The organism is Lonsdalea britannica (assembly GCF_002111595.1).
Lineage (GTDB): Bacteria > Pseudomonadota > Gammaproteobacteria > Enterobacterales > Enterobacteriaceae > Lonsdalea > Lonsdalea britannica.
This window is the reverse complement of sequence record NZ_LUTN01000002.1, coordinates 83045-107565: the sequence shown is the minus strand read 5'-3', so window position 1 is coordinate 107565 and position 24521 is coordinate 83045. Positions and strand designations below refer to the sequence as shown.

At 57.8% G+C, this 24521-nt stretch carries 17 protein-coding genes and 2 pseudogenes; 7 read left to right on the top strand and 12 right to left on the bottom strand.

Going from position 1 to position 24521, the window contains the following annotated elements; genetic code table 11:
- Nucleotides 1–349 precede the first annotated feature (349 nt).
- From mukB to cmoM, 4 genes are read right to left on the bottom strand one after another with little or no spacing between them, the layout of a single operon-like run.
- Nucleotides 350–4792: a chromosome partition protein MukB gene (gene mukB / locus AU509_RS01890; protein WP_094117520.1), complete on the bottom strand. Its 4443-nt coding sequence runs from the start codon at nucleotides 4790–4792 to the stop codon at nucleotides 350–352.
- Nucleotides 4789–5508: a chromosome partition protein MukE gene (mukE, locus tag AU509_RS01885; RefSeq protein ID WP_085651669.1), complete on the bottom strand. Its 720-nt coding sequence runs from the start codon at nucleotides 5506–5508 to the stop codon at nucleotides 4789–4791. Before mukE ends, mukB begins: the two co-directional genes overlap by 4 nt.
- The gene (gene mukF, locus AU509_RS01880; protein ID WP_085651668.1) at nucleotides 5489–6811 is read right to left on the bottom strand and encodes a chromosome partition protein MukF; all 1323 of its coding nucleotides are present in this window, start codon (nucleotides 6809–6811) and stop codon (nucleotides 5489–5491) included. The genes mukE and mukF overlap by 20 nt, the downstream gene beginning before the upstream one ends.
- Nucleotides 6808–7593 (bottom strand): tRNA uridine 5-oxyacetic acid(34) methyltransferase CmoM, encoded by a 786-nt coding sequence (cmoM, locus tag AU509_RS01875; RefSeq protein WP_094117519.1) that lies wholly within the window; start codon nucleotides 7591–7593, stop codon nucleotides 6808–6810. Before cmoM ends, mukF begins: the two co-directional genes overlap by 4 nt.
- Before the next feature lie 153 nt (nucleotides 7594–7746).
- On the opposite strand from cmoM, the pseudogene elyC reads away from it, so the two are divergent.
- Nucleotides 7747–8522 (top strand): annotated as a pseudogene (gene elyC, locus AU509_RS01870) (envelope biogenesis factor ElyC).
- Here elyC and AU509_RS01865 read toward each other — a convergent pair.
- The 6 genes and pseudogenes from AU509_RS01865 to msbA all read right to left on the bottom strand — a co-directional run bounded on the left by AU509_RS01865 (nucleotide 8519) and on the right by msbA (nucleotide 14901).
- The gene (locus AU509_RS01865; protein ID WP_094117518.1) at nucleotides 8519–9412 is read right to left on the bottom strand and encodes a YcbJ family phosphotransferase; all 894 of its coding nucleotides are present in this window, start codon (nucleotides 9410–9412) and stop codon (nucleotides 8519–8521) included. The pseudogene elyC and the gene AU509_RS01865 overlap by 4 nt on opposite strands.
- 159 nt (nucleotides 9413–9571) lie before the next feature.
- On the bottom strand, nucleotides 9572–10885 hold the full coding sequence (gene pelN, locus AU509_RS01860) for a pectate lyase PelN (RefSeq protein WP_094117517.1): 1314 nt from the start codon (nucleotides 10883–10885) through the stop codon (nucleotides 9572–9574).
- A gap of 281 nt (nucleotides 10886–11166) precedes the next feature.
- Nucleotides 11167–11919, bottom strand: coding sequence for a 3-deoxy-manno-octulosonate cytidylyltransferase (gene kdsB, locus AU509_RS01855; protein WP_085651663.1), 753 nt, complete (start codon nucleotides 11917–11919; stop codon nucleotides 11167–11169).
- Nucleotides 11916–12098 (bottom strand): Trm112 family protein, encoded by a 183-nt coding sequence (locus tag AU509_RS01850; protein ID WP_026740410.1) that lies wholly within the window; start codon nucleotides 12096–12098, stop codon nucleotides 11916–11918. The genes kdsB and AU509_RS01850 overlap by 4 nt, the downstream gene beginning before the upstream one ends.
- Before the next feature lie 51 nt (nucleotides 12099–12149).
- Nucleotides 12150–13157 carry a tetraacyldisaccharide 4'-kinase gene (gene lpxK / locus AU509_RS01845; protein ID WP_094117516.1) on the bottom strand — a complete coding sequence of 336 codons (1008 nt, stop codon included), beginning with the start codon at nucleotides 13155–13157 and terminating at the stop codon, nucleotides 12150–12152.
- Nucleotides 13154–14901 (bottom strand): annotated as a pseudogene (gene msbA / locus AU509_RS01840) (lipid A ABC transporter ATP-binding protein/permease MsbA). Before msbA ends, lpxK begins: the two are co-directional and overlap by 4 nt.
- A 392-nt stretch (nucleotides 14902–15293) precedes the next feature.
- Between msbA and AU509_RS01835 the strand changes: the two are divergent.
- Together AU509_RS01835 and AU509_RS01830 are read left to right on the top strand one after the other, a co-directional pair.
- Complete coding sequence (locus tag AU509_RS01835) at nucleotides 15294–15785, top strand: metallophosphoesterase family protein (RefSeq protein ID WP_094117515.1); 492 nt, start codon at nucleotides 15294–15296, stop codon at nucleotides 15783–15785.
- 18 nt (nucleotides 15786–15803) lie between these two features.
- Complete coding sequence (locus AU509_RS01830; protein WP_094117514.1) at nucleotides 15804–16133, top strand: metallophosphoesterase family protein; 330 nt, start codon at nucleotides 15804–15806, stop codon at nucleotides 16131–16133.
- 226 nt (nucleotides 16134–16359) lie between these two features.
- Here the strand turns inward: AU509_RS01830 and AU509_RS01825 are convergent, their stop codons facing one another.
- On the bottom strand, nucleotides 16360–18624 hold the full coding sequence (locus tag AU509_RS01825) for a ComEC family protein (protein ID WP_094117513.1): 2265 nt from the start codon (nucleotides 18622–18624) through the stop codon (nucleotides 16360–16362).
- A 261-nt stretch (nucleotides 18625–18885) separates the two neighbouring features.
- The gene (locus tag AU509_RS01820) at nucleotides 18886–19224 is read right to left on the bottom strand and encodes a DUF496 family protein (protein WP_026740414.1); all 339 of its coding nucleotides are present in this window, start codon (nucleotides 19222–19224) and stop codon (nucleotides 18886–18888) included.
- 733 nt (nucleotides 19225–19957) lie between these two features.
- Here AU509_RS01820 and AU509_RS01815 point away from each other — a divergent pair.
- The 4 genes from AU509_RS01815 to sbcB all read left to right on the top strand — a co-directional run bounded on the left by AU509_RS01815 (nucleotide 19958) and on the right by sbcB (nucleotide 24493).
- Entirely contained in the window at nucleotides 19958–20677 is a 720-nt protein-coding gene (locus tag AU509_RS01815; RefSeq protein WP_094117512.1) for a (Fe-S)-binding protein, read from the top strand.
- A gap of 9 nt (nucleotides 20678–20686) precedes the next feature.
- Entirely contained in the window at nucleotides 20687–22114 is a 1428-nt protein-coding gene (locus AU509_RS01810; protein WP_094117511.1) for a LutB/LldF family L-lactate oxidation iron-sulfur protein, read from the top strand.
- The gene (locus tag AU509_RS01805; protein ID WP_094117510.1) at nucleotides 22114–22851 is read left to right on the top strand and encodes a LutC/YkgG family protein; all 738 of its coding nucleotides are present in this window, start codon (nucleotides 22114–22116) and stop codon (nucleotides 22849–22851) included. The genes AU509_RS01810 and AU509_RS01805 overlap by 1 nt, the downstream gene beginning before the upstream one ends.
- A 211-nt stretch (nucleotides 22852–23062) precedes the next feature.
- Entirely contained in the window at nucleotides 23063–24493 is a 1431-nt protein-coding gene (gene sbcB / locus AU509_RS01800; RefSeq protein WP_176223441.1) for an exodeoxyribonuclease I, read from the top strand.
- The last annotated feature ends 28 nt before the right edge of the window (nucleotides 24494–24521 follow it).

The window sequence follows — 24521 nt, the reverse complement described above, 5'->3', positions numbered from 1 at the left end:
TGGCATATAACGGACAAATAAGGGGCAAAATGCGGCACAAATCGTCTTCACCGTTCAAGGGTTGGAATCGGGCGAAGCAAGCGTCTGCTGTGACCTCAAGCCGCACCGACGCGGGTTTTATACGTTCTGATGGAAATAAGTGACAGCGTCACGAATGGAGCCAGATCGGCATATTGGCCACCGCACTGGAATGTGGAAGGACATCAACCATAGATTGGGGGAAATCAGAGGGAGGTCAAGGCTGCGTTGGCGCTAGCAGCACTTCGCACTGAATGGGATCACATAACCCGGTGAAAAACAAAAGGCGACCCCCGCAGCAGCGGAGATCGCCTCTAACGTACGCTGAACGCTACGACGTTGGCGTCGCCACGCTCTCTTCGGTTTCGCTGGCGAAGCCACGCAGGCCAACCACATGCACATGCTCGTGGTTCTGGTACACCTTACGAACCAGCTTGTAGGTGGTGCCTTTCTCCGGACTGATGTTCTCCGGCGCCGCGATAATCAGCTGCATTTCCAACCGTTCGCACAGCTCGAACAGCGTCGCGATGGATTTGGCATCCAGACGCGCCGCTTCGTCGAGGAACAGCAGACGACAAGGCGAGATATCCTTGCCGCGCAGCCGTTTGGACTCTTCTTCCCAGCTCTGCACTACCATCACCAGAATGGACATCCCGGTACCGATGGCTTCCCCGGTCGACAGCGCCCCGCTCTCCGCACGCAGCCAGCCGTCGGTGCCGCGGTTGACCTCCACTTCCATCTCCAGATAGTTGCGGTAGTCCAGCAGCTCCTCGCCGATGGTCTGCGGCGCGCGCTGACCCATATCGATTTCCGGATTCAGGCGCTGATAGAGTTTCGCCAAGGCTTCCGAGAAGGTCAGACGGTTGCTGCTGAACAGATCCTGATGCATCTCTTGCTGTTCGGACAACACGTTTAGCAGCGTGGTATGCGTTTCACGCACGTTGACGTTCAAGCGCACGCTGTTGACCTGGCCGAACGCCACCGCCTGCAACCCCTGGTTCAGCATGCGGATGCGGTTCTGCTCGCGCTGAATGGTTTTGCGGATGATGTTAGCCACGCTGCGAGAACTGATCGCCAGCGTCTTCTCACGCGAGGTCAGCTCTTCCGTCAGACGGTTCAGCTCGATCTCCATCTGTTCGATCGCTTCCACTGGGTCATCGGTGCGAATGATGTCCTGACGGATACGCTCGCGCAGATGCTGGTATACCGCGATGTAGAACTGGATTTTGCGTTCCGGACGTTTGGGATCTTCGGAGAGACGCAACACATCGCGCAGATGCTCGTTGTCCGCCACGGCCTGGCGCAGCGCACCCAGCGCCTTATCCGACATAGAACGCAGCTCGTCACCGCTCATATAAGCCAGTTCGCGGCGATGCAGTCGACGCTCCATGCCGTTGTCGCGCACCAGACGCATGACGGAGCACCAGCCGGACTTGGCGGTCACGACCTGTTCACGCATCACATGGTAGTCGCGCTCCAGCTTGCGCAGTTTCTTCTGCAAGGCATCCATTTCGGCTTCGCAAAAGGTCAGTTGTTTCTCGAGCTGGTTGCGACGTGCGCGGTTGTTGCTCAACGCGGCATGCAGCTCGTCACGACGCTGACGGGCGCGAGCTTCCGACTCGGCGTCCGCACGGACGCCGATATCCGTCAGTTCCTGCGTCAACTCTTTCAGCATGTCGCGCTTGGCGTCATAGGCGCTTTTCAGCGACGCCTGAAGCTGGCTGTACTGCGTCAGTTGGGCCTGATGCTGGCGCAGCTGATCGCGAGCGCGGGTCCGCTCGGTTTCCGCCTGTTCAAGACGCTGGCGCAGCTTCTCGTTGAGATCGGCGTCGGCGTTGAGCATGCTCGCGGAATCGGTATAGCTGAAGTGCGCCCGGCGCTGCACGACTTCGGTCAGCGCGAAGGCCTGCTGTTTGGCGAGACGCTGCGCGCTCTGCGCCTGCGTGTAGTCCGCCTGCAATTGTTCATGCTGCTGCGGGTCGTTCTGCAACACGCTGACCAGCGGTTCCAGCTGCGCCAGCGTGGCGCCGTGCTGCTGGATGAAACGTGCGGCGTCTTCCGCCTCGTCAAGCTCTTCGCGGATTTCATCCACGCGATCGGCCAGCGTGTCGTCGCACAACAGGCTAATGCGTGGGATCAGACGGTTAAGCAGCGCCGTATTCTCTTTCGCCTGCTCATACTGCTGGCGCTGCTGCTGATTTTCATTATCGAAATTGCTGATGGCGCGTTCCAGCTCGCCACGACGGCCGCTCAGCTGGCGGATGTCCTCTTCCGGATCGTCATCAAATGCCACGGCCAGATGCGCGCCGATAAAGCGGCTGAATGCCTGATGCAGGCGCTGGGTTTTCTGGACGTCGAACGACAGCGTCGCGTACTGCTCGGACAGCGCATCGCGTTCGCTGCGCAGGCTTTCCAGACGCTGTTCGCGCGCGGCGCGGCCAAACAACGGCACTGAAGGGAAGCGTGAGTAACGCCACTGACGGTCGGCAATTTTCACGACGACCGCTTTCTCCAGCTCTTCCACTTCGAACACGCTGTCATCGAAGGACTGCGGATCGCCCTCGATCAGATAGAGATCTTCCGGGCAGTCTTCCAGACCGGAGAGCTGTTCACGCACCAAAGACAGGTCCGCCACCACGATAGCGTGACGCGACGGTCCATACAGCGCGGAGAAGTACGGCGCGTCGTCCAGCGTGACATCGTCGTAGATCTCCGACAACAGTACGCCGCCAAAACGCTCCGCCAGCGCGTTCAGGCGCTGATCTTCCGACCCGCCAGGCTGGCTGAGCCGTTCGATCTGCGCTTCGACTTCGCGCTTGCGGGCCGCCACTTCATCGCGCCCGACGGTGGTTTCGCGCTCGCGCTCCAGCAGCTGCTGCATGCATTCCGTGACCTGACGACTGTCCTCGAAGTTTTCCCCGCTCTGTTCACTAAGCTGGGATAGCGTTTCCTGCGCCGCCAGCCATACCGGCGCGCGAGCCGTCAGCTGCTGGATGCGCTGCTGAATTTGATCCAGCTCCTGACGCAGCGCCATACGGCGTTCGCCCGCTTCCGCCACCAGTCCGGCTAACTCTTCGATCTGCGCGTCGACTTCCTGCTGCACGCCCTCGAGCTCTTCCGGCTGATACTCCTGACCGTTGCGCTTGGCAAAATCTTGCAGCAGACGTTCGGCGTCCTGCTGCTCGCGCAGGCGCTGCTCCAGCTCGGACAAACGCATTCTCAACGGCTGTACGCGTTCGGCCTGATAGCGCTGGGAAGAGCTGTCGCGCAAAGCGTCTTTGGCGACCTGCCAGGCTTCGCTGCGGCTGACCGCGCCTGCAATCCGGGTCACCAGTTGATAAGCCTGCTCGTATTGACTGTGCGCCGCATCCGCCACGCTCAGTTTTTGCTCCAGCATCAGCAGCAGTTCGGTGGCTTCCTGCTCGCGGGCGTGGAACGTGTCCAACCAGTCATCGGCGTTTTCCGGCGTGAGATCCGGCTGCTGACACAGCGTCCGGGCGCGCTCCAGCGCCTGACGCGCCTGCTGATACTGAATCGCGCGCGTTTGCTGCGCATCCAGCGCCTGCTGGTAGTCCGCCAGCTGGCTTTTCAGCTCGTCGACTTCCAGCTCCGCCGCGTCGGCGCGCTCCTGATTCTCTTCTTGCTGATCGTGCGCTTCCGCCACGATTTCGTTCTGTTCTTCGAGTTTGTCGCTCAGCTCTTCCAGATCGCCGCTGTAGCGCTCGATTTTTTCCTGCTGACGCATCGCGGTCTGCACCAGACTCAGATGGTCGCTGGCCGACTGATAGTCCGTTTCGAGATCGCTTTCCGCGCCGCTCTGCTCATGCAGCTCGCGCGACATTTCCACATGGCGGAACTGCTCGGTCGCCAGCTGTTTTCGGCTGCCGAACAAATCCCGACGCAGCGTTAACGCGTTGTCCAGATGAATGCGTCGCTCATTGGCGTGCCGCATGTAGTCCGCCGCCACATAGGAGGTGGCTTCCGAGATCAGATGCTTGAACAGATCGCGGTCAGACTGCGTGACGCGGATCGCTTCAAGCGTCATACGGTTTTCGCGCAGCGCGGCTTCCATATCCTGAAACGCCTTGCGCACGCCGCTGTTTTCCGGCAGCAAATAGTCGCGCAGGGAGCGGGTGATGGCGCTGGAGATCCCGCCGTACAACGACGCTTCGATCAGGCGATAGAACTTGCTGCGGTCAGACGCAGAGCGCAGCCGACGCGGCACGATCCCCAAATCGAACATCAGCGAGTGATAGTCGGTAATGGAGTTGAACTGCTTGAACTGCACGCCGTCGATCTCTTCCAGACGCTCTTTCAGCTCCGGTAACGGCAGAACGCGCGCCTGACGTTCGCCGACGGTCTGGGTCAAAATCTCGGTCGGGCCAACAGACGTCGGCAGTCCCTGAATGGTGAAGGGTTTGATATCCACTTTGCGATCGCGACCGGCGACCTGCTGGAGGCGCACGCCCACCAGTACGCGCTGGTGGCGAGAGTTCACCACGTCGAGAATCGAGTAACACACCCCGGCGCGCAGCTTGCCGTGCAGCCCTTTATCGCGAGAACCGGACGTCGCCCCGGCCTCGGTGGTGTTGCGGAAGTGCAGCAGGGTCAGGTCGGGGATCAGCGCGGTGACGAAGGCCGCCATCGTGGTGGACTTCCCGGCCCCGTTACCGCCCGACAGCGTAGTCACCAGTTCATCCAGGTCGAAAGTACGGGCGAAGAAGCCGTTCCAGTTAACCAGCGTCAGTGAGCGAAATTTACCGCGTTCAATCATTCCTGTTCATCCTCAACACTCGGGTTATCGCCGCTTGACTCTCCGTCGTCGCTGTCTTCCAGCGACAGGCTGCTTTCCACCGGCATGGCTTCGCCGTCGCGGATCATACGCAGCTGCGCTTCACGCGGATCGTCGCCGCTGCGCACGTCGGCGCCGAAGCGGAATACCGCTTCGGTGATGCGGAATTTGCTGTTATCGCTGCCCATGAAGTAGATCATGCCCAGTCGGCGCAGGCGGTTCAGCGAAGTGCGGACTTTTTCCTGCAGTTTCTGACGGTCCAGATCCGATCCGGTGGAACGCTGATTGACCAGCTTCAACAATTTGTTTTCATCCGCCAGGCTCATCAGCTCGTCATACAAATCCTGCTGACTGAAGATGCCCTCGTGCGCGAGACGCTCAGGACTGAGATAGAGATAGCAGAGGATTTTCCCCACCATCATATCCAGCTCCGACAGCACGGAACGCGGGATCAGCGTCGTTGAACGCGGACGCAGGTAGAAAAAGCCCTCCGGCGCGCGGATCAGTTCTACGTTATAGCGGCTGTAAAAGAACTCCAGCTCCTCCTGAAAATCCATCAGCAGGGCGTGATTTTCCAGTTCTTCGACGCCGATGTGGCGTCCAGCGCGCAGTTGGCTGTCCATCGCAGGAAACTGCGGATTGGACAGCGCGGCCATCAGTTTGGCCGTAATAATAGGTTCAATATTTGTCGATGACATGGGCCTGTACCTTGGCTCCGTAATCATTGATTGCCTGCCATTGCGCGGGCAATCCGGTAAAATCGGCTTCGGCTACGCCCAGACGTACGGCCTGGTCGACCACGATTCGGGCAACGTCAAATTGCCGGGAGCGAGGATACTGCGCCAGATACTCACGCATCACCTCACTCAAACACAGCGGAATCTGCTGCTCTTTATATTTTTCTAGCGCTTGCTCCACTAGCGCGGCCACCTGCTCGCGCATCTCGCTGAACTCTTCATATTCCAGCTCCGGAGGCAGTTCCCCGGTGACTTCGTCGCTGCGCAGCGCCAGCTCTTCGTCACGCATATCCAACAGCCTGTCGGCATTGGCGAAGGTCAGCGCCCACGGCTGGTCGAAATAGGTCTGCACCGACTGGCGCAACCGTTGGGAGAAGACGCGGTTTTTATCCATATCGATGGCGGTACGAATAAATTTATGGACGTGACGGTCATAGCCGATCCACAGGTCGATCGTCTGCTGTCCCCAGCTGATGATGCGATCCAGCTTGCCTTGCAAATCGAACACCAGGTTATCCACAAATCCCAGCGTATCGTTGCCAAGCGTCGCGTCCTGAATGCGCAACAGGTTAGCCTGCAGCTTGTCGCCTGCGGCTTCCAGCGTATCCTGTAGCTCGCGCAGCGTGTCGGAGGTTTCGGTCAGCAGCTGTTCACAGTTGCTGATGGCCGCGCGCCAGTCCTGCGTCAATAGCCCGGCGATATTCTCTTTCACCCCCTGCTGCTGTTCGTCCATGATGCGCTGGGTCAGATCGATGCTGTCGAAGATTTCCGCCACCGAATATTTCAGCGGCGCAAAGACATTGCGGTGCCAGTGAAATTCATCTCCGCCCTCTTCCGCCGCTTCGGCGGCGCGGCCCAATTCCTGAGCGACGATGGAAAGCTGCATGGAGAGACGCAGCGCGGAGAACTCACGCTGACGAATATAGTAATCCGTGATACCGATGCCGAGCGGCGTCAGTCGATAGATGGCATTGCCGTCGGCCAGCTCGCTGGTGAAGCGGTTGATCAGACGCTGTCGCACCAAATCGTTGATGGCGTTGTTGGCGCGTTGGGCAATGGTTTCGTGTGTTTGTTCGAATCCCTGGCTGACGTGACGGAACGCGTCCACCAGTTCGCCTTCACTCATCTCGCCGTCCATGCGCTCGCCATTGAGCGTGGCGATCGACAGCAAAAACGCCAGCCTTTCCGTCGGCAGCGAAATCGAAAAATCGTTTTTTCTAGCCCAGGCGACCAGTTCGGGTACGGTCTGGGAAAAATCACTCATAATGCATCCTTCAAAAGGGGCTTATGCGCCATAACGTGGATGTAGCGCCCCAGGCTGACAAAAGGCTCCTGCCGGCAATAGCGCTGCTCGAGCGCCAGCAGAGTGTCAAACTCGTCAATCTGTTTTTGCTTGTCCCGCAAATAATCGTGAAATACCCGTATCCCGGTTTTGCCGCTGATCGTCAGACCTAATGCGGAGAGCCAACCGTAGACCTCATCCGGATCCAGCGGATGGTCGGGAGACAGCGAACGCCGTTTGCGTTTCGGCATGCCGACTTCGACATAGCCGAAGTTGCCCAGCACCATATTGCGCATCAAAAAAGCATGATGATTATAAAACATCAGCGATAGCGCTCCACCCGGCGCCAGACAGTCCGTCAGCGTGCTTAAGACCGGTTGAGGGTCAGCCACCCACTCCAATACCGCGTGAAACAATACCAGATCGGCGGGCCGATCCATATACGAGGCGATATCCTGTGCTGCGCAGTGAACAATGCGCAGACGATCCGTGAGGCCTTGCGCCTCGGCGGCAGCCTGCGCCCGCCGAATCATCTCATCGGACACATCGCACAACAATACCTGGTGTCCTAAAGCGGCCAGACGGCAGGCCATATGGCCTTCGCCGCCGCCGGCATCCACAATGACCAGCGGACGTTGCGGAAGGCGGGCCAGCAAGGTTTCCAGATCCTGCCACAGCACGGCCTGACGCAATTTCCCTTTGGTGGTGCCGTAGATATTCCGGGCAAATTTTTCAGCGATATCGTTAAAGTTACGATCCTGCATTCCACGGGTTCCACGCAATTGATGACGGCGCATCCACAATGCCCCGCCTCACTCCTAATCTGACATTTTGGCACAGGCTGGCATAGAATGAATCGCCTGAGACCACGTTCTCCGCCTGGATGGCGCTTTTTCACTCAAATTGGATGCTATTTTATGCTGTTTGACCTCAAAAAGTATGTGGGCGGCCTGTTGCAGCCGCTGCCGCTTTTGCTGTTATTGATGGGGATCGCGCTTCTGCTGCTGTGGTTCACCCGCCGCCAGAAGACCGGACGCGTCATCCTGACGGTGAGCTGGCTGACGCTGACCTTGCTGAGCCTGCAGCCAGTGGCGGATCGACTCTTACTTCCGCTGGAGTCCACCTATCCCACCTGGCAGCCCGGCCAGCCGCGGGTCGGCTATATCGTCGTCCTTGGCGGCGGCTATACTTACAACCCCGAGTGGCGCCCAGCTCAAACCTGGTCGGCAACAGTCTGCCGCGCGTCACCGAAGGTATTCGGCTCTACCATGCCAACCCCGGTTCCAAATTGATCTTTACCGGCGCCGCGGCGAAAGGCAATCCGGTCACCAGCGCCAGCACCGCCGCGCGAGTCGCGGAGAGTCTGGGCGTACCAGCGGAAGATATTCTGCAGGTGGGGACAGCGCGTGATACGTCGGAGGAAGCGGCCGGTACGGCGCTATTGGTAGGACAGCAGCCTTTCCTGCTGGTGACCTCCGCCAACCATCTGCCGCGCGCCATGCGCTTCTTCGAGGGACAAGGCTTACATCCGATCCCCGCCCCGGCTAATCAGCTGGCGATCACCTCTCCGCTGAACCCGTGGGAAAAACTGTTCCCGTCGGCGCTGAATCTCTCGCACAGCGAGCGGGCGTGGTATGAAACGCTGGGTGGCCTGTGGCAGAAGATCAGAGGAACGCAGGCGACGACGGACTAATCCAGCCAGGGCAGCAGCTCTCGCGACGCCCGGTCGAACAGCTCACGGTCCAACTGGCCGGTGTGAATATAGCGAGATACGGCAGCCCACACGACGTAAAGCCAGCGTCGGGAAACAAAGGTTTCTGACACCGGCGCACGACGCAAATAATGGTACAGCAGTTGTTCCGCCATCCCTTCGTCACACAACCGGAACAGCTCGTATTCGCGCGGCGCCCACAGCATCATGCCTGGGTTGATCATCGCCAGCAGTTGATCGCTGCGGCTATCTTTCAACATGCTGCGCAGCGACAGGTTTCCGTGCACCAGCACGCAGGGATCGTTAAAGTCCCGGAATAGCGCGGGTAGCGCCTGACGAGATCGGAACAGCAGCGCCCTGTCTTCCCGCGTCAGCAGCGGGGTCTGCACCAGCATCAGCGTCGACCACAGTACCTCCAGCCGCTGGGCGTACCAGTTGGGCCAGCTGTTTTCCTGAATGCTATCGACCGACCCAACGCAGCCGTGGCTGTCAATGCGATGCCAGGCCAGAACGCTATCCACGATTTGGTCCATGAGCGACGCCCAGCGCTGTGGCGTGCGGGTCGGCGTTTCGACCGGCACGCCGCGCAGCCGCTCCAGCAGCAACAACTCTTTATGCGACGGATGCTGACTCATCACCATTCCGTAAACGGTCGGCACCCGCACGTCGCCTTCGCGCGCCAGCATGCTCAGTTTGTAGGCCTCCTGCTGAGCGACGCCCTGACACACATAGCTTTTGACCAGCAGCGGAATCGCATGACCTTCCTTGTCATACATGGCGTACAGATGCGCATACGGTTGTTCACTAATACGTTCGACGCGGCTAAGAGGTTCCCCTAATACCGCACTCAACTCGGCTTTAAGCAATTCCATAAGCATGAGACCTTGACTGAAGGGGGAGGCTTGTCGATCGTACCATGCCGCTGCGGGGGGCGGTTTTCCTCAATACAGATCAAACAAAGCCTGAATCTGCCCATGATGGGCGCAGAACCTAAAGAATAGCAAAAGGTTCTGCGCAAAGAGTGATAGGGATTACTGACGTTCGAAAGCGCCGAGGTCAGGCGCCGCGCCTTTATACGGCAAATTGAGGTTGCCGCCCTTGTCGATGAGCCAACTGCCGGCGGACAAATGCAGGCTTTTCAGCGCGGGCAAACTGCCGTCCAACTGACGCTTGGCATCCCAGCCGGTGACGGCAACGCTCTCAAACTCGGCATTCGACAGCACTTTAGCCTGATTCCACGAGTTGTAGCGCATATCCGCACCCTGCGAATGTGACAACGACAGACCGCCGTATGAGATGTTATTGCGAACAACGCCCAGTCCGATTTCCGCCCCGCTGGCGCTGATGCCCAGCAAATTGAAATTAGGTTTATTCTGGTAACCGGTGTTGTTGAAGAAGTTATTGGCGACCGGATGATGGTTAGCGTAAAAACCGGCGCTTTTGTTCAGGAACGCTACGCTGTGACGCACGGTGTGTTTGGGGGCGTTAGCGATGTAACGTGCGCCGTATCCGCCAATTTTAAATCCGTTGCCGTTACCGGCGGGTAGCGAGGTGGTGGTGCCGGGCAGATATCCGTGCAGCCACGCCCAGGAGTTTTCAACCACCACGGGCGAGTAGGCGTTGATGAAATCGAAACCGTCGTCCGAATTCGACCAGGCCCGGCAGCCGCGCAGCAGGTTACCCGGTTGATTGGCGGCGATATGGACGCCGAAGCCGTCGCCGCTCTGCCCCGCGCCGTTCGACGTCAGCGGATCGTAGTTATGATGGGAGTCGCAGTTAATCACCTGATTGTTGGCGCCATTCTGCAAAAACAACCCGGTTCCCATGATGTGGTGGATATTCAATCGCTCGAACGTGTTGTTGCTGCCCTTGATCCACACGCCCCAGGATTCGTGGTTGAGATTATTATTCTGCCGAACGCCCACAATCTCCAGCCCCTTCAATGACACCCAGTTCGCCGCCACATTGAATCCTTTGATGCGGCAGTCATCCTTCATTTTGCTGAAGTCGAACACCGGCGTTTCACCCGTATAAGCCCAATACTGAATGGGTTTGCCCGCCATTCCGCTTTTATTCAACGTCACCGCATTGACGATATCGGTACGACTCGCGCACCGGTTGACGCCCCCGGTAACACTGTATATACCGCCGCGGATCCATAGCCTGTCTCCGGGCGCGAGAGTTTGCTGGGCCCGTCCAAATGTTTTCCAGGGCGCGGTGAGGGTGCCAGTGCCGTTATCATTACCGGTCGGTGAGAGATAATAAGTGGCCGCGCTCGCCGGTGCGGCAGTAGCGGCAAGCAGGCCCAATGCCATCGTTGAGCAGATCGTGTTACTCATTTCCATGTAGAACGCCTTCCTTTTATGGTCTTCATTAATGCTATTGAGGTTGTCCCACTCGCCTGACACGGTGACATGACATCCTCCGGCAATCTCGGCAGTCTTCGCTGAACGCCTTGCCTCATCAGACGGCGTTTCTAATTAAACGCGCTGATCGTGACCGATACCGGACGATTCAGTCCGGCCTGAAAATCCGGATTGATCGTGTTTCGTCCCGGATTTCACCAAAAAAACAGGCGGCCATCATGTCCGCCTGTCGTCGTACCTAAACGAGAATGAGAAAAGCGTTAGCCGCCGGCCATCGCCAAGCGCACGCGCGCCAGATCTTCCGGCGTATCCACGCCGACGCTCGGAATCGCTTTCGCCACATCCACATGAATTTTTTCGCCGTACCAGAGCACGCGCAACTGCTCCAGCAATTCGATTTTTTCCAGTTCGCTCGGCGCCCAACTGACGTAGCGACGCACAAAACCCGCCCGGTAGGCATAGATACCGATATGACGCAGGAAGTGATCCCCGACGTTCTCTTTCGACTGGGCGAAACGCTCGCGGTCCCACGGGATCGGCGCACGTGAGAAATACAGCGCATAGCCTTCGGCGTCTCTCACCACTTTCACCGCGTTGGGGTTGAAGACGTCTTCGCTGCCGACGATCGGCACGGCTAACGTCGCCATCCCTGCCCGGCTTCCCGCCAGGTTCTCAGCGACCTGACGCACGATGACCGGCGGGATCATCGGTTCATCGCCCTGAATGTTAACGATGATCTCATCATCCGGGAGACGGTAGCGTTCAATCACCTCCGCCAGTCGCTCCGTTCCTGAGCTGTGATCCGGGCTAGTCAGACAGACTTCACCGCCCGCCTGACGAATGACCTGCTCGACGTCAGGATGGTCGGTGGCCACAATGACACGTTCCGCACCCGACTCCTGCGCGCGTTCCATGACGTGGACCACCATCGGTTTGCCGTTGATGTCGGCCAGCGGCTTGCCCGGTAAACGGCTGGAGGCGAAGCGGGCCGGAATAATTACGGTAAACGTCATTTTGCGGTCTCGTCGGCGGTCAGATGGCGGGCCTCATGATCCAGCAGGACGGGAATGCCGTCGCGTACGGGATAGGCCAGACCTTCTATCTTGCAGATCAGTTCCTGTTTTTCTTTATCGAAGACCAACCGGCCGTTACAGACCGGGCAAGCGACTATTTCAAGTAAACGATGATCCATCGTGCTTCCTCCATCAAGAAGCTCTTTGTCAATGAGAGGCAACGCGCCTTTTCAGGCGTTCGGGTTGCCCTGTCGATACTGTGCGATCAGTTGTTCGAGCCGTGCCAATACGGCCTCGGCGGGCGCCGCGGATAGCTCGGCGGTGACCGGTAAATACCACCAGTTAGCCTTGGCGAAAGCGCGGCACTTCACCGCGTCTTTTTCAGTCATGATCAGCGCCTGTTGTTCGCCGCCGGGTAGCGACGCAAGCTGGGCAGGCGAATAGGCCTGGTGATCGGCAAACGCGACCTCATGCTCCACGGTCGCGCCCTTTTGTTTGAGTGTGGCAAAGAATCGCGGCGGATGCCCGATCCCCGCCATCGCCACCAGCGGCGGCAGTTCCGATACCGGGCGTCGTTCGCCGGTCACGAGATTAACGGCTTCGTCCGCAGACAGCTGCATGGCGATCTCGCCGGGCTGAACATCGCCGCCGTTAACGATGATCGCATCGACGGAGGCCAGACGGGAGGCCCGTTCGCGCATCGGTCCGGCGGGCAACCACCAGCCGTTGCCAAAACGGCGTACCCCATCGACCACCACCACTTCGACATCCCGCGCCAACGCATAGTGTTGCAGGCCGTCGTCGGTGATCACAATGTCGAGCGGATAGGCGGCCAACAGCGCCTCTACGGCCTCGCGGCGTTGGGGCGCAACGGCAACGGGCGCGCCCGTGCGTTGAAAAATCAGTACGGGTTCATCACCTGCCTGAGCGGTGGTGACGTCGGGTGAAACGACCAGAGGATAGCGTTCCGCTTTTCCGCCGTAACCGCGCGAAACCACGCCGACGCGGTAACCTCGCTGCTGCAGCTGTTCCACCAGCCAGATGACGACCGGCGTTTTACCGTTGCCTCCCGCGGTCAGGTTCCCCACCACCGCCACCGGCAAAGGCGCGCGCCACACATGGCGCCACCCCCAACGATAGCTCAGGCGAATAATCCCGCTTACCGCGCCATAGAGCAGCGATAGCGGGATCAGCAGCCAGTAGAGCGGAGAGCGTCCTGACCAGATGCGGTCAATCATGAGCCAAACTGCATCTTGTGCAACTGCGCGTAAGCGCCATCACGGGTAATCAGATCGTGATGATTGCCGCGTTCAATAATGCGACCGTCTTCCACCACCAGAATCTCGTCGGCATTTTCAATCGTCGAGAGACGGTGAGCGATGACCAGCGCGGTACGGTCTTTCTGCAGTTCATCCAGCGCCGATTGAATCGCGCGTTCGGATTCGGTATCCAGCGCCGAGGTGGCTTCGTCCAGAATCAGGATCGGGCAGTCGCGCAGCAGCGCGCGCGCTATCGCGATACGCTGACGTTGTCCGCCGGACAACAGCACGCCGTTTTCGCCGATCACGGTATCCAGTCCGTTCTCCATCTTGCTGATGAAGTCCATCGCGTGCGCCATGGTTGCCGCGCGTTCGATATCTTCACGGCTGAACGATTTGTCGAAGGCATAGGCGATGTTGTTCGCGATGGTGTCGTTGAACAGGTGTACGTTCTGGGACACCAGCGCAACCTGATTACGCAGAGAAGACAGCGTGTAGTCGCGCAGGTCGTGACCATCCAGAATGATTTCGCCTGACTGGATATCGTAAAAACGCGTAATGAGATTAGCGATGGTGGACTTGCCGGAGCCAGAGCGTCCCACCAGCGCGACGGTTTTACCCGGCGGCACATGCAGGCTGATGTCGTTCAACGCCAGCGTTTCCTTGCCCGGATAGCGAAGTCGACATGACGGAACTCCAGGTCGCCTTTGGCGCGCTCAATCACGCGTTTGCCTTTATCGGTTTCCTGTTCCATATCCAGGATGGTGAACAAGGTCTGGCACGCGGCCATACCGCGCTGGAACTGCGCGTTAACGTTGGTCAGCGATTTCAGCGGGCGCATCAGGGTAAACATGGCGGAGAAGACGACCGTGATGGTCCCGGCGGTCAGGGTTTCCATAACGGAGGGGAAGCTCGCGGCATACAGCACAAAGGCCAGCGCCAGAGAGGCAATAAACTGCACCACGGGATCGGAAATGGAGGACGCAGACACCATCTTCATGTTCTGCTGACGCATGCGGTTACTCACCGAATCAAAGCGTTCCGACTCGACTTTCTGGCCGCCGAAAATCAGGACTTCTTTATGCCCTTTGAGCATTTGCTCCGCGCTGGTCGTCACCTGCCCCATCGTGTTCTGCATGTTTTTACTGATGTTACGGAAGCGCTTAGACACCAGACGAATGCTGTAGGAGACAATGGGCGCGATCACAATCAGGATCAGCGAAAGCTGCCAGCTGTACCAGAACATCAGTACGAACAGGCCGATGATGGAGGCGCCCTCACGAATAACGGTCACCAGCGCGTCCGACGAGGAAGCCGCCACCTGTTCGGTGTCATAAGTGATTCGCGACAGCAGCGTCCCTGTGGACTGCTGGTCGAAGAACGAAACCGGCATTCCCATGATGTGGCTAAATAACCGGCGACGCATGTTCATTACGACCTTGCCGGAGACCCACGCCACACAATAGCTGGAGATGTAGCTGGAGATCCCTCGCATCACCATCAGCCCGATAATGGCTAACGGCATCCACACCAGCACGTTGCGGTCAGCCTTGCCAAATCCGTCATCCAGCAACGGCTTGAGCAAAGACAACATAAGCGTGTCGCTGGCGGCATTCATTACCAGTGCGACGCCTGCGACGACCAACCCCGTCTTGAACGGCGTGATCATCGGCCATAGGCGACGGAATGTCTGCCATGTGGAAAGATCTTGATCATTAATCATGCAATAAACCTGAGCCTATAGAAATAGCCGCCTATATTACCCATTCATGGCCCCGTGAGAAAGACCAAAGGGGAATCAGGGCGATATGTGGAAATGCCGCATCAGTGCATTTACGTGTAAGCACGGCGTGTCGTTACCCGACCTCGACGAACTTTCCTTCACCTCCTGTGTGGTTCCACGCGGTATTAGCGCTTCGTTTAATATTCTTTCTGCCCGGCAAAAGCATCGCGCACGCTATTTCCCCGCACGATAAGACAACGCCCGCCATATTTCAGAAACATTGGATTTGTAGAGTGATTTTAATGACGTCATCGCGAGCCATGAATAATCCACGCTCATGAAAGACGCTGATGCCGATTTTATTTTCGCGCTAATAATATTCAGGAGGAAATATGTTAACCAGACGGAATTTTTTATTTATTTCGGCCGGGGTCATGCTAAGCGGATGCCATATTGGAAAAAACACCCGTTCGGCAAAAACTAAAACGCGCATTGTGGTTGTCTCGGATGGACATTACGGACAGGAAAATACCGCATACGATCACAACTTCACCCGAATGGTGGACGAAGTGAATGCCTTTAACGCTAAAAAGCCCATTGATTTTCTGGTGTTCAACGGCGATTTGATTCATAACGAGCCGCGTTTTCTTGCTCCTGCCCGCGCGCACCTCGACCGTCTGGATATCCCCTATTTTGTCACCCGCGGGAACCACGATCGCGTGACGGAAGACCTCTGGGTGGCGCAATTCCATCAGCCTTTTAACCATAGCCGGGTATTACGAAATGACGCGTTCCTGTTCATGGATACCTCGGATCTGACGGGAACCTACCGATGCCCCGATCTGTCATGGCTGAATGAAAAATTAGAGCAGCAAAAAGATTGAGACGGCATTTTCATTTTTATGCACATCAATCCGGTCGGCGCGGCTAAGGCCTCGATTCAATGCGAAACCATCGCTTCAACGTTATCGGCCTATTCTAACGTTAAAGCGGTATTTAACGGACATGACCACGACCGCGATGAAGTGCTGACCCGTAATAACATTCCCTATATTTTCGACGGACACGTGGGAGGAAATTGGGGCAAAAAGTATCTGGGTTATCGCATGATAGAAATCAACCACGATCATTCCATCCTGACCTATATGATGAGCGAAGAGACGGTGGTTAACACCAACACGCTAGCAACACGAGCGGCCGACCGTGTGGTTAAAGCAGCAGTGACAATTTAGAACTTCGCGCAGGCCTGTTTCGTTGACCGGTTTGATCGTCGAGAGGGATAATGATGAGACGCCTGACCGCCTGGTGTATCCCTCCCTTTCGACCTCGATCAGGCATTTCACGCCGCTCCTGGCAAATAACAGATCTCCCCCATCACGCGACTCCGCCTGCTACGAAGATGGCGTCCAATTCGCTTAACGTCGGCGACCGTTGACTCTCCTCGCAATACCATCGCGTTCATGATGCCTCGGGACTGACGCCAAAACGGCGATGATACCAACGCGGGGAGATGTCCTCCCTAAAGCCAAAGGCCTGCCAGCCTTCTAAGAAAAAGCGCACGCTGAATTGACCGGACGTCGCCGTGTCGTGCCAAGGGTGCTCCAGCTGACGATAGCGTCGCCGCACTTTCACCGACGGCAGCCGCCACGGGTTATAGCGGGAGTTGGACGACGCCGACCATTTCGCCCCCACCGCACGAATAAAGGGCGACGACGAAGAGGTCGCGCTGCCGTGATGCGGCACCTGCAAAATATCCGCCGCCAGCGCCAGCCGCTGAGTACGCAACAGTATCGCTTCCGTTTTGGCCTCAACGTCACCGGTGAGCAGCACTCGAAACTGACCGTCATCGACCGCGACCACACAGGAGTCATTGTTTCCCGCATCGTGGACAGCTTTCGGTGGCCACAACACCCTGAAACGTAATCCCTGCCAGTGCCATTGCTGACCTTGCAGACACGGTTGATGTCCCTTCTGGGTCATCGGGCTGTACACCTGAGCCGCAGGAAACTGCCGCTGCAGTTCGATGAGTCCACCGCGGTGGTCCAGATGACTGTGGCTCACGATAATCCGCTCCAGTTCCAGCCCCCGCCATCGGAGGTAGGGCACAATTTCACGGCTCGCCATAGTGCCGCCCGCCCAGCTCGCCCCCGTATCGTAAAGCACGGCTTTACCGTGACGCTCGATGACGACGGCCAGCCCGTGACCAACATCCAGCATATCCACCCGCCACAGGGGCGCAGGCGCTTTTGGCCGAAGGAGCAGGATCAGCAGCAGACTGATCACGCTGAGAGGCGCATAGCGCCACCAGGCAAAACGCCAGATCGCCACCGCCAGCCACCCGGACAGACTAAACGGCAATGCCTGCTCCCCTAACGCCCACCAGCCGGAGGGCAACCCTGCCAGCGGTGCGAATACGGCCGTCAGCGATCGATCGGCCAACCACCAAAAAATGGCGCTAACGTCCGGCGCGAAAGACAAGAGCAGCGCAACCAGCACCAGCGGCGTCGTCACAAATGACACCAGCGGCACGGCCCATAGATTTGCGGGCAGAGATGTCAGACTGACGCCGTGGAACAACACAATCTGCAACGGCAGCAGCAAAAGCGTCATGCCCGTCTGTAGATGCAGCCAGCGGAGCCATACCCAGCGTTTGGGCCGCAAACAGCATGCCGGTAGCGGCGCCCACTGGTACCAGAAAATGAGCGCCGCCACGGCGAAACTCGATAACCAGAAGCTGTCCGATAGCACGCTGAGCGGATCGCCGGTCAGGATCAAAGCCACGCACCCCAGCCAGACCTGCCACGGCGTACAGCTGACGCCCGTGAGTCGCAGCAACGTCCACACGCTCAACGCCAGACCGGCCCTGACCGCCGGAGGATTGCCGCCCGCCAACCAGACATAGCTCAGGGCGGCGAACAGCCCGACGATCAACGGAAAGCGATAGCCAATACGATGCACCGGAAACAGGCTCTGCATGCCCCGCGCCAGCCCCCAACCCAACAGCGCCGCCAGCGCGATGTGCAACCCAGATATCGCCATCAGATGCATCGTGCCGGTCTGACGCAACAGGGCCTGAGTGTCGTCGTCTACGGTCGCCATCTCGCCAAGCGTCAGCGCCAACAGAATCGAACGCCACGGCAGGCGCTGAGTCTGACGTTCCACCGTCGTCACGATGTCCTGCCGAACTCCGCAGCGCGCATCCAGCACCGTCGCGTGTTGAACGGCTCCCGTCAGCGTTTGCCTGCGGGCCAGCGCCCAGCGCTGGCTGTCGAATCCGCCTTCGTTCAGCCGACTGTGTACGGGCCGCAGCTGTAGCCGCAGACGCCAGCGTTGCCCGCCGCACCACGCGTTCAGGGCCGCGCCTGAATTTAACCGGACCGCGACCGGAGGAAACAGCCAGCGTTCATCGACCCGAATCAGACGTACGACCGGGGCCGCTTCCGGCTGCGCACCAAAGCGTACGCTGGCGATCGCCACCTCTGCCGTCACCGGACGCGATGTCAGCTCCACCGTCTGACCGACGGCCTGTCCGGCGTTGTGACATCCCCACACCAGCGCAAATCCCGCCAGGACTCCGGGGCGCAGCGTGCCGGGAAGGTAACGGTAGGCCGGGATTAGCGCGGCCAGCAAGGCGAACAAGACGCTTGTCGACGGGATTTGCGGCAACCACAGCAGCGGCAACATACCGCTTATCAGCGCAAGCGCCATGACATTCAGCGACATAGGAAAGCGGCACTCCCTGACCGTTCAGCCCGCCCGTCGGACGGCGTCTTTATCCCTTTACCCAGTCTATTTTTCATCGTGATGAAATCACAGCGGCCAGTGGTTGAAGCGCGAGCCACTGCGCAAACAGGCATGCAATGCCGTGCAACAACGTTTGAGCGGAGAAATGTGGTCAGTGAGGTGATGTAGAGGGGATCGTGGTGAGCGCAGGCAAAAAAAAAGGATCGCCGAGGCGATCCTTTTGATAGGTCATGAAACGGGTTATTTGGTCTCAGCGGCCGATTTGATTTCACCCATTTCTTTAATTTTGCGTGACAGCTCACGGCGTTCTTTCGACAGATCCGCGTTTTTGATGATGTATTCATCAACACGGTCTTCATAGTCGCTACGCATGTTGGCGATGATGTTCTGAATATCATCAATTGACATACCCGGTTTGATGTATTCGCTCAGGTTGTCCAGCAGCAACACACGTTTCTGGTTATCACGAATTTTCTTTTCGTTATCGGCGATTTCACGCTGCAGCTTGTTTTTACGACGGAATGTACGCACAAACGCCAATACGTCCTGGAAACACGGTTTGTTGTTACCCTTATCCATTTTCTACCCTTACTTAACTCATATTAAGATTCAAGATGCGGAAACCGCCCGTGCTAAACATACAGGTTAGCAGTTCTTTACGACAAGTCGGTATTGACTGATTGCAGCCACTGCCGGATGCCGACGGCGATTACAGATGAGCTTGTTTTATCATTGTTTTCACTTTCTTTCACCCGCTTTCCCCTCCACCCGCCGAAGGACGGCATTGCATGGCGGCCGACCGACCACTCTTCGTACAATTTTAGCCGCATAGGTCTATGCGACTCAACGCGTCCACCGTTGAGATCTTGTATGGCCCGCCTTTCTCTTCGCGAAGGGTTGGCCTACTCCACACGCTCTCGCGATTGTGGCGATTATCTCAAGGCCAGTATGGCTTATGGACGCCAATATTTTCGATGCGTCATTATATTAAACAAGGGATTTGCCACGGCCATCGGTTATTACGCCGACGATAAACAGCGGTAACAAACCGAAACAAAAAAGGAGGTGTCATTATACTTCCACGTATTCTAAAAATTAATGAGGGACCACGTCGCCTTACCCTTCATTATCTTTCCGGCAATCAATAATTTATTCAGAAAAATATTATCAGGCGCTATAAATCATCGAAAATGGATTAATTCGACATGTTCAGTGCCGTTATTCGGAAATAATCAACAACGCCTATCACACTATTTTCCCGCTCACGGGCGCATGATTTTCTCATGCAAAGGAATCACAGAGAGGCAAGCAAGTGAATGTGAACTTTTTCGTCACCTGTATTGGTGACGCGCTAAAATCAAACATGGCGCGCAACTCGGTATTACTACTCGAAAAACTGGGATGTACCGTCCACTTTCCACAGAAACAGGGCTGCTGCGGCCAACCGGCGTTAAATGCCGGATATACCGCCGACGCCATTCCCGGCATGAAAAACCTGATTGCCGCGCTGGAAGAAAATGACGACCCCATTATTTCTCCGGCAGGCTCCTGCACCTACGCCATCAAAAGCTATCCCGATTATTTGAATGACGATCCTGAGTGGGCAAAGCGCGCGGCAAAGGTCGCCGACAGGATTTACGATCTGACCTCTTTCATCGTGAATACTCTCAACGTCGTGGACGTGGGCGCAGCCTTGCCGGGCAAGGCGGTTTATCACCCCTCCTGCAGCCTATTCCGCAAATTGGGCGTTCAGCATGAACCGATGACGTTGCTGGAGCATGTCCAGGGATTGGAAATCGTCCCGTTTCCGCTGGCCGAAACCTGCTGCGGTTTTGGCGGCACGTTCTCCGTCAAGATGGCGGAAATATCCGGCGAAATGGTGAAAGAAAAGGTCAGTCACATGATGGAAGCCAATCCTGATTACCTCATCGGCGCCGACGTCAGCTGCCTGATCAACATCGGCGGACGTCTCCATCGCGAAGGCAAATCCGTGAAGGTGATGCACATCGCCGACGTGCTGATGAGCCACTAAGGAGCCAACATGTATCTTAAAACCAGCGATGTCCCGTTTCATGAGCGGATCCGCGAACAGATTGACGACGGCGTCATGCGCAAGGCAGTGGCGATGGCTCAGGAGCGCATCGGCGCTAACCGACAAAAAATGGTCGACGACCTCGGACACTGGGAGTCATGGCGCAGCCGCGGCGAACAAATCCGGCGACACGTCCTCGAAAATCTGGACGCCTACCTCTATCAACTCTCCGAAAATGTGACTAAAAACGGCGGACACGTCTATTTTGCCGCCACCAAAGCGCAGGCGACGGACTATATTCTCACGGTCGCGAAGCAGAAGCAGGCGAAGAAGATCGTCAAATCCAAGTCGATGGTCACCGAGGAGATCGGTCTCAATGCCGCGCTTCAAGGCGCCGGGTTAAGCGTTATTGAAACCGACCTTGGCGAATATATTTTGCAGCTCGCCCACGACGCTCCATCCCATGTGGTCGTCCCCGCCATTCACCGAGATCGCCATCAGATCCGCAAAATTCTGCATGACACGCTGGGCTACACCGGCTCCGACACCCCGGAGGCGATGACGCTATTTATTCGCGAGCAGATGCGGCCGCAGTTCTTTAGCGCGGATATCGGCATCACCGGCTGCAATTTCGCCGTCGCCGAAACCGGGTCAGTGTGTTTGGTCAGCAATGAAGGCAACGCACGGCTGTGTACCACGCTGCCGAAAACGCACATCGCGGTGATGGGCATGGAGCGTCTCGCGCCCACATTCGAGGAAGTGGACGTGCTGATAACGCTACTGGCCCGCAGCGCGGTGGGCGCTCAGTTGACCGGCTACAATACCTGGCTGACTGGCCCGAGAGAGGCGGACAACGTCGATGGCCCCGAGGACTTCCATCTGGTGGTGGTCGATAATGGCCGGTCAGCCGTGCTCGGTTCCGAATTCCGCGATATTTTGCACTGCATCCGCTGCGGCGCGTGCATGAATACCTGTCCGGCTTATCGCCATATCGGCGGTCACGGCTATGGTTCGATTTATCCCGGTCCGGTCGGCGCCGTACTGTCTCCCCTGTTGGGCGGATACGCCGATTTCAAAGACCTGCCCTACGCCTGTTCGTTGTGTTACGCCTGCAATAGCGTCTGCCCGGTCAAAATTCCGCTGGCGCAGCTGATCCTTAAACATCGCCGCAAGATGGTCGACGCAGGCCTGCCGCCGAAAGCCGAACAGATCGCAACGCGCCTGTTTACCTATGCCAATAGCCACCCAACCCTGTGGAAAGTCGGTATGGTCAGCGGCGCCCACGCAGTCAACTGGTTTATCAAAAACGGCAAAGCCCCCCTGAATATCGGCGCCATCGGCAAATGGACAGAAGCGCGGGATCTGCCGCAGAGCGACGGCGAAAGCTTTCGCAGCTGGTTTAAGCAGCATCAGGCGAACACAGAGGAGAAACAGTGATGGGAAATGCCAATCGCGACACATTCCTGGCCCAGATAGCCCAGCAGTTGGGTCGTCCGGTGCGCCATCAACCCGCCGCCGTGCCTCCGCCGGTTTGCCGCTATGAAAAGACCCGGCTTGCGGATCTTTCCCTTCAGCAACGCTGCGATGCCTTTGTCAAACTGGCGCAAGAAACGCTCAAGGTCACCTGCCGACTGACGAGCGAACAGCACGCCGCGCAGGCCGCGCGCGAACTCTGTCAGCACTATATTGACAACCGCGAACAGCAACGGGCGCAGCACGAAGGTCAGCCCCCTGTCGTGATAAGCGGAGATGCCCGCTTACAAGCGCTGGGGATCACGACCGCGCTTCAGGACGGGTTTGCGGCGCAGGAATGGGATGCCACACAGGGTGAGGAGAATATTCATGCCGCCGAGCAGGCCGATGTCGGCGTCGTGTTCGCCGAATACGGACTGACGGAGTCCGGCGGCGTCGTGCTGTTTTCTGCGCCGGAACGTCCACGCTCGCTGAGCCTGCTGCCCCCCTCATCCATTTTCGTGGTGCGCAAGAGCACGCTTCTGCCCCGCGTGGCGCAGTTGGCAGAGCGTCTGCATCAGATGGCGCAGGCCGGAGAGCGTATGCCTTCCTGCATTAACCTGATCGGCGGTCCCAGCTCCACGGCCGACATCGAGCTGAGCAAAGTGATCGGGGTACATGGCCCGGTTAACGCCGCTTATCTGATTATCGAAGATTGCTGACCGCCTCTTGCCCAGTCCCGGCGACCGCGCCGGGACGCTTCCACGGACAACACCGATTCCTCCCGCCGACTTCTGCCGGGCGACGATATGGTTTACCATTGCCGCCATGTCATGTTTCGTTTACCGGCGCGTAAGCGAAACCTCCCATTCGCACTCGACGCGCCCGATGCACGCGTATCCGGCGGGTCCTCGCAACCGACAGAGAAACAGCGTGTCCAACAAACCCAGCACTCCGACATTTTTCATCCACGACTATGAGACCTTCGGCAAGCATCCGGCCCGGGACCGACCGGCGCAGTTCGCAGGCGTACGCACCGATATGGACTTCAATATCATCGGTGAACCGCTGGTCATCTACTGTCAGCCGACGGACGACTATCTGCCGGAGCCGGAAGCGGTTCTGATCACCGGTATCACGCCGCAAATCGCCAAAAGCAAAGGCGTTAACGAGGCGGAGTTCGCCCGTCAAATCCACGAAGCCTTTAGCGTGCCGGGCACCTGTATCTTAGGCTACAACAACATCCGTTTCGATGATGAAGTCAGCCGCAACATTTTTTACCGTAACTTCTACGATCCCTACGCATACAGCTGGAAAAACGGCAACTCCCGCTGGGACCTGCTGGATGCGCTCCGCGCCTGTTACGCGCTACGACCGGAAGGCATCGTCTGGCCGGAAAATGAAGACGGCCTGCCCAGCTTCCGACTGGAGCACCTGACTAAAGCGAACGGCGTCGAACACGCCCACGCGCATGATGCGATGTCCGACGTTTACGCGACGATCGCGATGGCTAAACGGCTGAAAACCGCGCAGCCCAAGCTGTTCGACTATCTGTTTCAGCTCCGCAACAAGAATAAAGTCAACGCGCTGATTGATATCCCGAACATGAAACCGCTGATGCACGTGTCCGGCATGTTCGGCGCGGCGCGCGGTAACACCAGCTGGATTGTGCCGCTCGCCTGGCACCCGGAAAATCGCAACGCGGTGATCATGTGCGACCTGGCGGGCGATATCACGCCGCTGCTGGAGCTGGAGCCTGATGAACTGCGCACGCGGTTGTACACCAAGCGCGACCAACTGGAAGCAGGTCAGGCCCCCGTTCCCATCAAGCTGGTGCAGATCAACAAGTGTCCCGTACTCGCGCCCGCCAGTACGTTGCGGCCGGAAGACGCGGCGCGCTTGGGGATTGACCGACAGCACTGTCTCGATAACCTGCAACGTCTGCGTCAACACCCGCTGGTGCGGGAAAAAGCGGTAGCGCTGTACGCCGACGCGCCCGCTTTCGCCGCCGCTGACGATGTGGATCTTCAACTGTACGATGGCTTTTTCAGCGAGGCAGACCGGGCGGCGATGACCATTATTCAGGAAACCTCGCCGCAAAACCTGCCCGCGCTCGATCTGAAATTCGCCGATGGTCGTATTGCAGAATTGCTCTTCCGCTTTCGGGCTCGCAATTATCCGGCCACGCTGGATGACCGCGAGCAGCAGCGCTGGTTGCAGCACCGCAAAGAGGTTTTTACACCGGCGCGTCTGGAGACCTACCTGAATAACCTCCATGAGCTGTATCAGCTGCATCAGGACGACGAGAAGAAGGCCCAGTTGCTGAAGTCGCTGTTTGCCTACGCCCAGCAGGTGGTGGGCTGATACCAGCGCCTGACTGACGGGATAAGAC

Excerpts from the sequence above, each read along its gene's own strand:
- mukB (WP_094117520.1), bottom strand. The coding sequence starts at position 4,792 with ATGATTGAACGCGGTAAATTTCGCTCACTGACGCTGGTTAACTGGAAC.
- mukE (WP_085651669.1), bottom strand. The coding sequence starts at position 5,508 with ATGTCATCGACAAATATTGAACCTATTATTACGGCCAAACTGATGGCC.
- mukF (WP_085651668.1), bottom strand. The coding sequence starts at position 6,811 with ATGAGTGATTTTTCCCAGACCGTACCCGAACTGGTCGCCTGGGCTAGA.
- cmoM (WP_094117519.1), bottom strand. The coding sequence starts at position 7,593 with ATGCAGGATCGTAACTTTAACGATATCGCTGAAAAATTTGCCCGGAAT.
- AU509_RS01865 (WP_094117518.1), bottom strand. The coding sequence starts at position 9,412 with ATGGAATTGCTTAAAGCCGAGTTGAGTGCGGTATTAGGGGAACCTCTT.
- pelN (WP_094117517.1), bottom strand. The coding sequence starts at position 10,885 with ATGGAAATGAGTAACACGATCTGCTCAACGATGGCATTGGGCCTGCTT.
- kdsB (WP_085651663.1), bottom strand. The coding sequence starts at position 11,919 with ATGACGTTTACCGTAATTATTCCGGCCCGCTTCGCCTCCAGCCGTTTA.
- AU509_RS01850 (WP_026740410.1), bottom strand. The coding sequence starts at position 12,098 with ATGGATCATCGTTTACTTGAAATAGTCGCTTGCCCGGTCTGTAACGGC.
- lpxK (WP_094117516.1), bottom strand. The coding sequence starts at position 13,157 with ATGATTGACCGCATCTGGTCAGGACGCTCTCCGCTCTACTGGCTGCTG.
- AU509_RS01835 (WP_094117515.1), top strand. The coding sequence starts at position 15,294 with ATGTTAACCAGACGGAATTTTTTATTTATTTCGGCCGGGGTCATGCTA.
- AU509_RS01830 (WP_094117514.1), top strand. The coding sequence starts at position 15,804 with ATGCACATCAATCCGGTCGGCGCGGCTAAGGCCTCGATTCAATGCGAA.
- AU509_RS01825 (WP_094117513.1), bottom strand. The coding sequence starts at position 18,624 with ATGTCGCTGAATGTCATGGCGCTTGCGCTGATAAGCGGTATGTTGCCG.
- AU509_RS01820 (WP_026740414.1), bottom strand. The coding sequence starts at position 19,224 with ATGGATAAGGGTAACAACAAACCGTGTTTCCAGGACGTATTGGCGTTT.
- AU509_RS01810 (WP_094117511.1), top strand. The coding sequence starts at position 20,687 with ATGTATCTTAAAACCAGCGATGTCCCGTTTCATGAGCGGATCCGCGAA.
- AU509_RS01805 (WP_094117510.1), top strand. The coding sequence starts at position 22,114 with ATGGGAAATGCCAATCGCGACACATTCCTGGCCCAGATAGCCCAGCAG.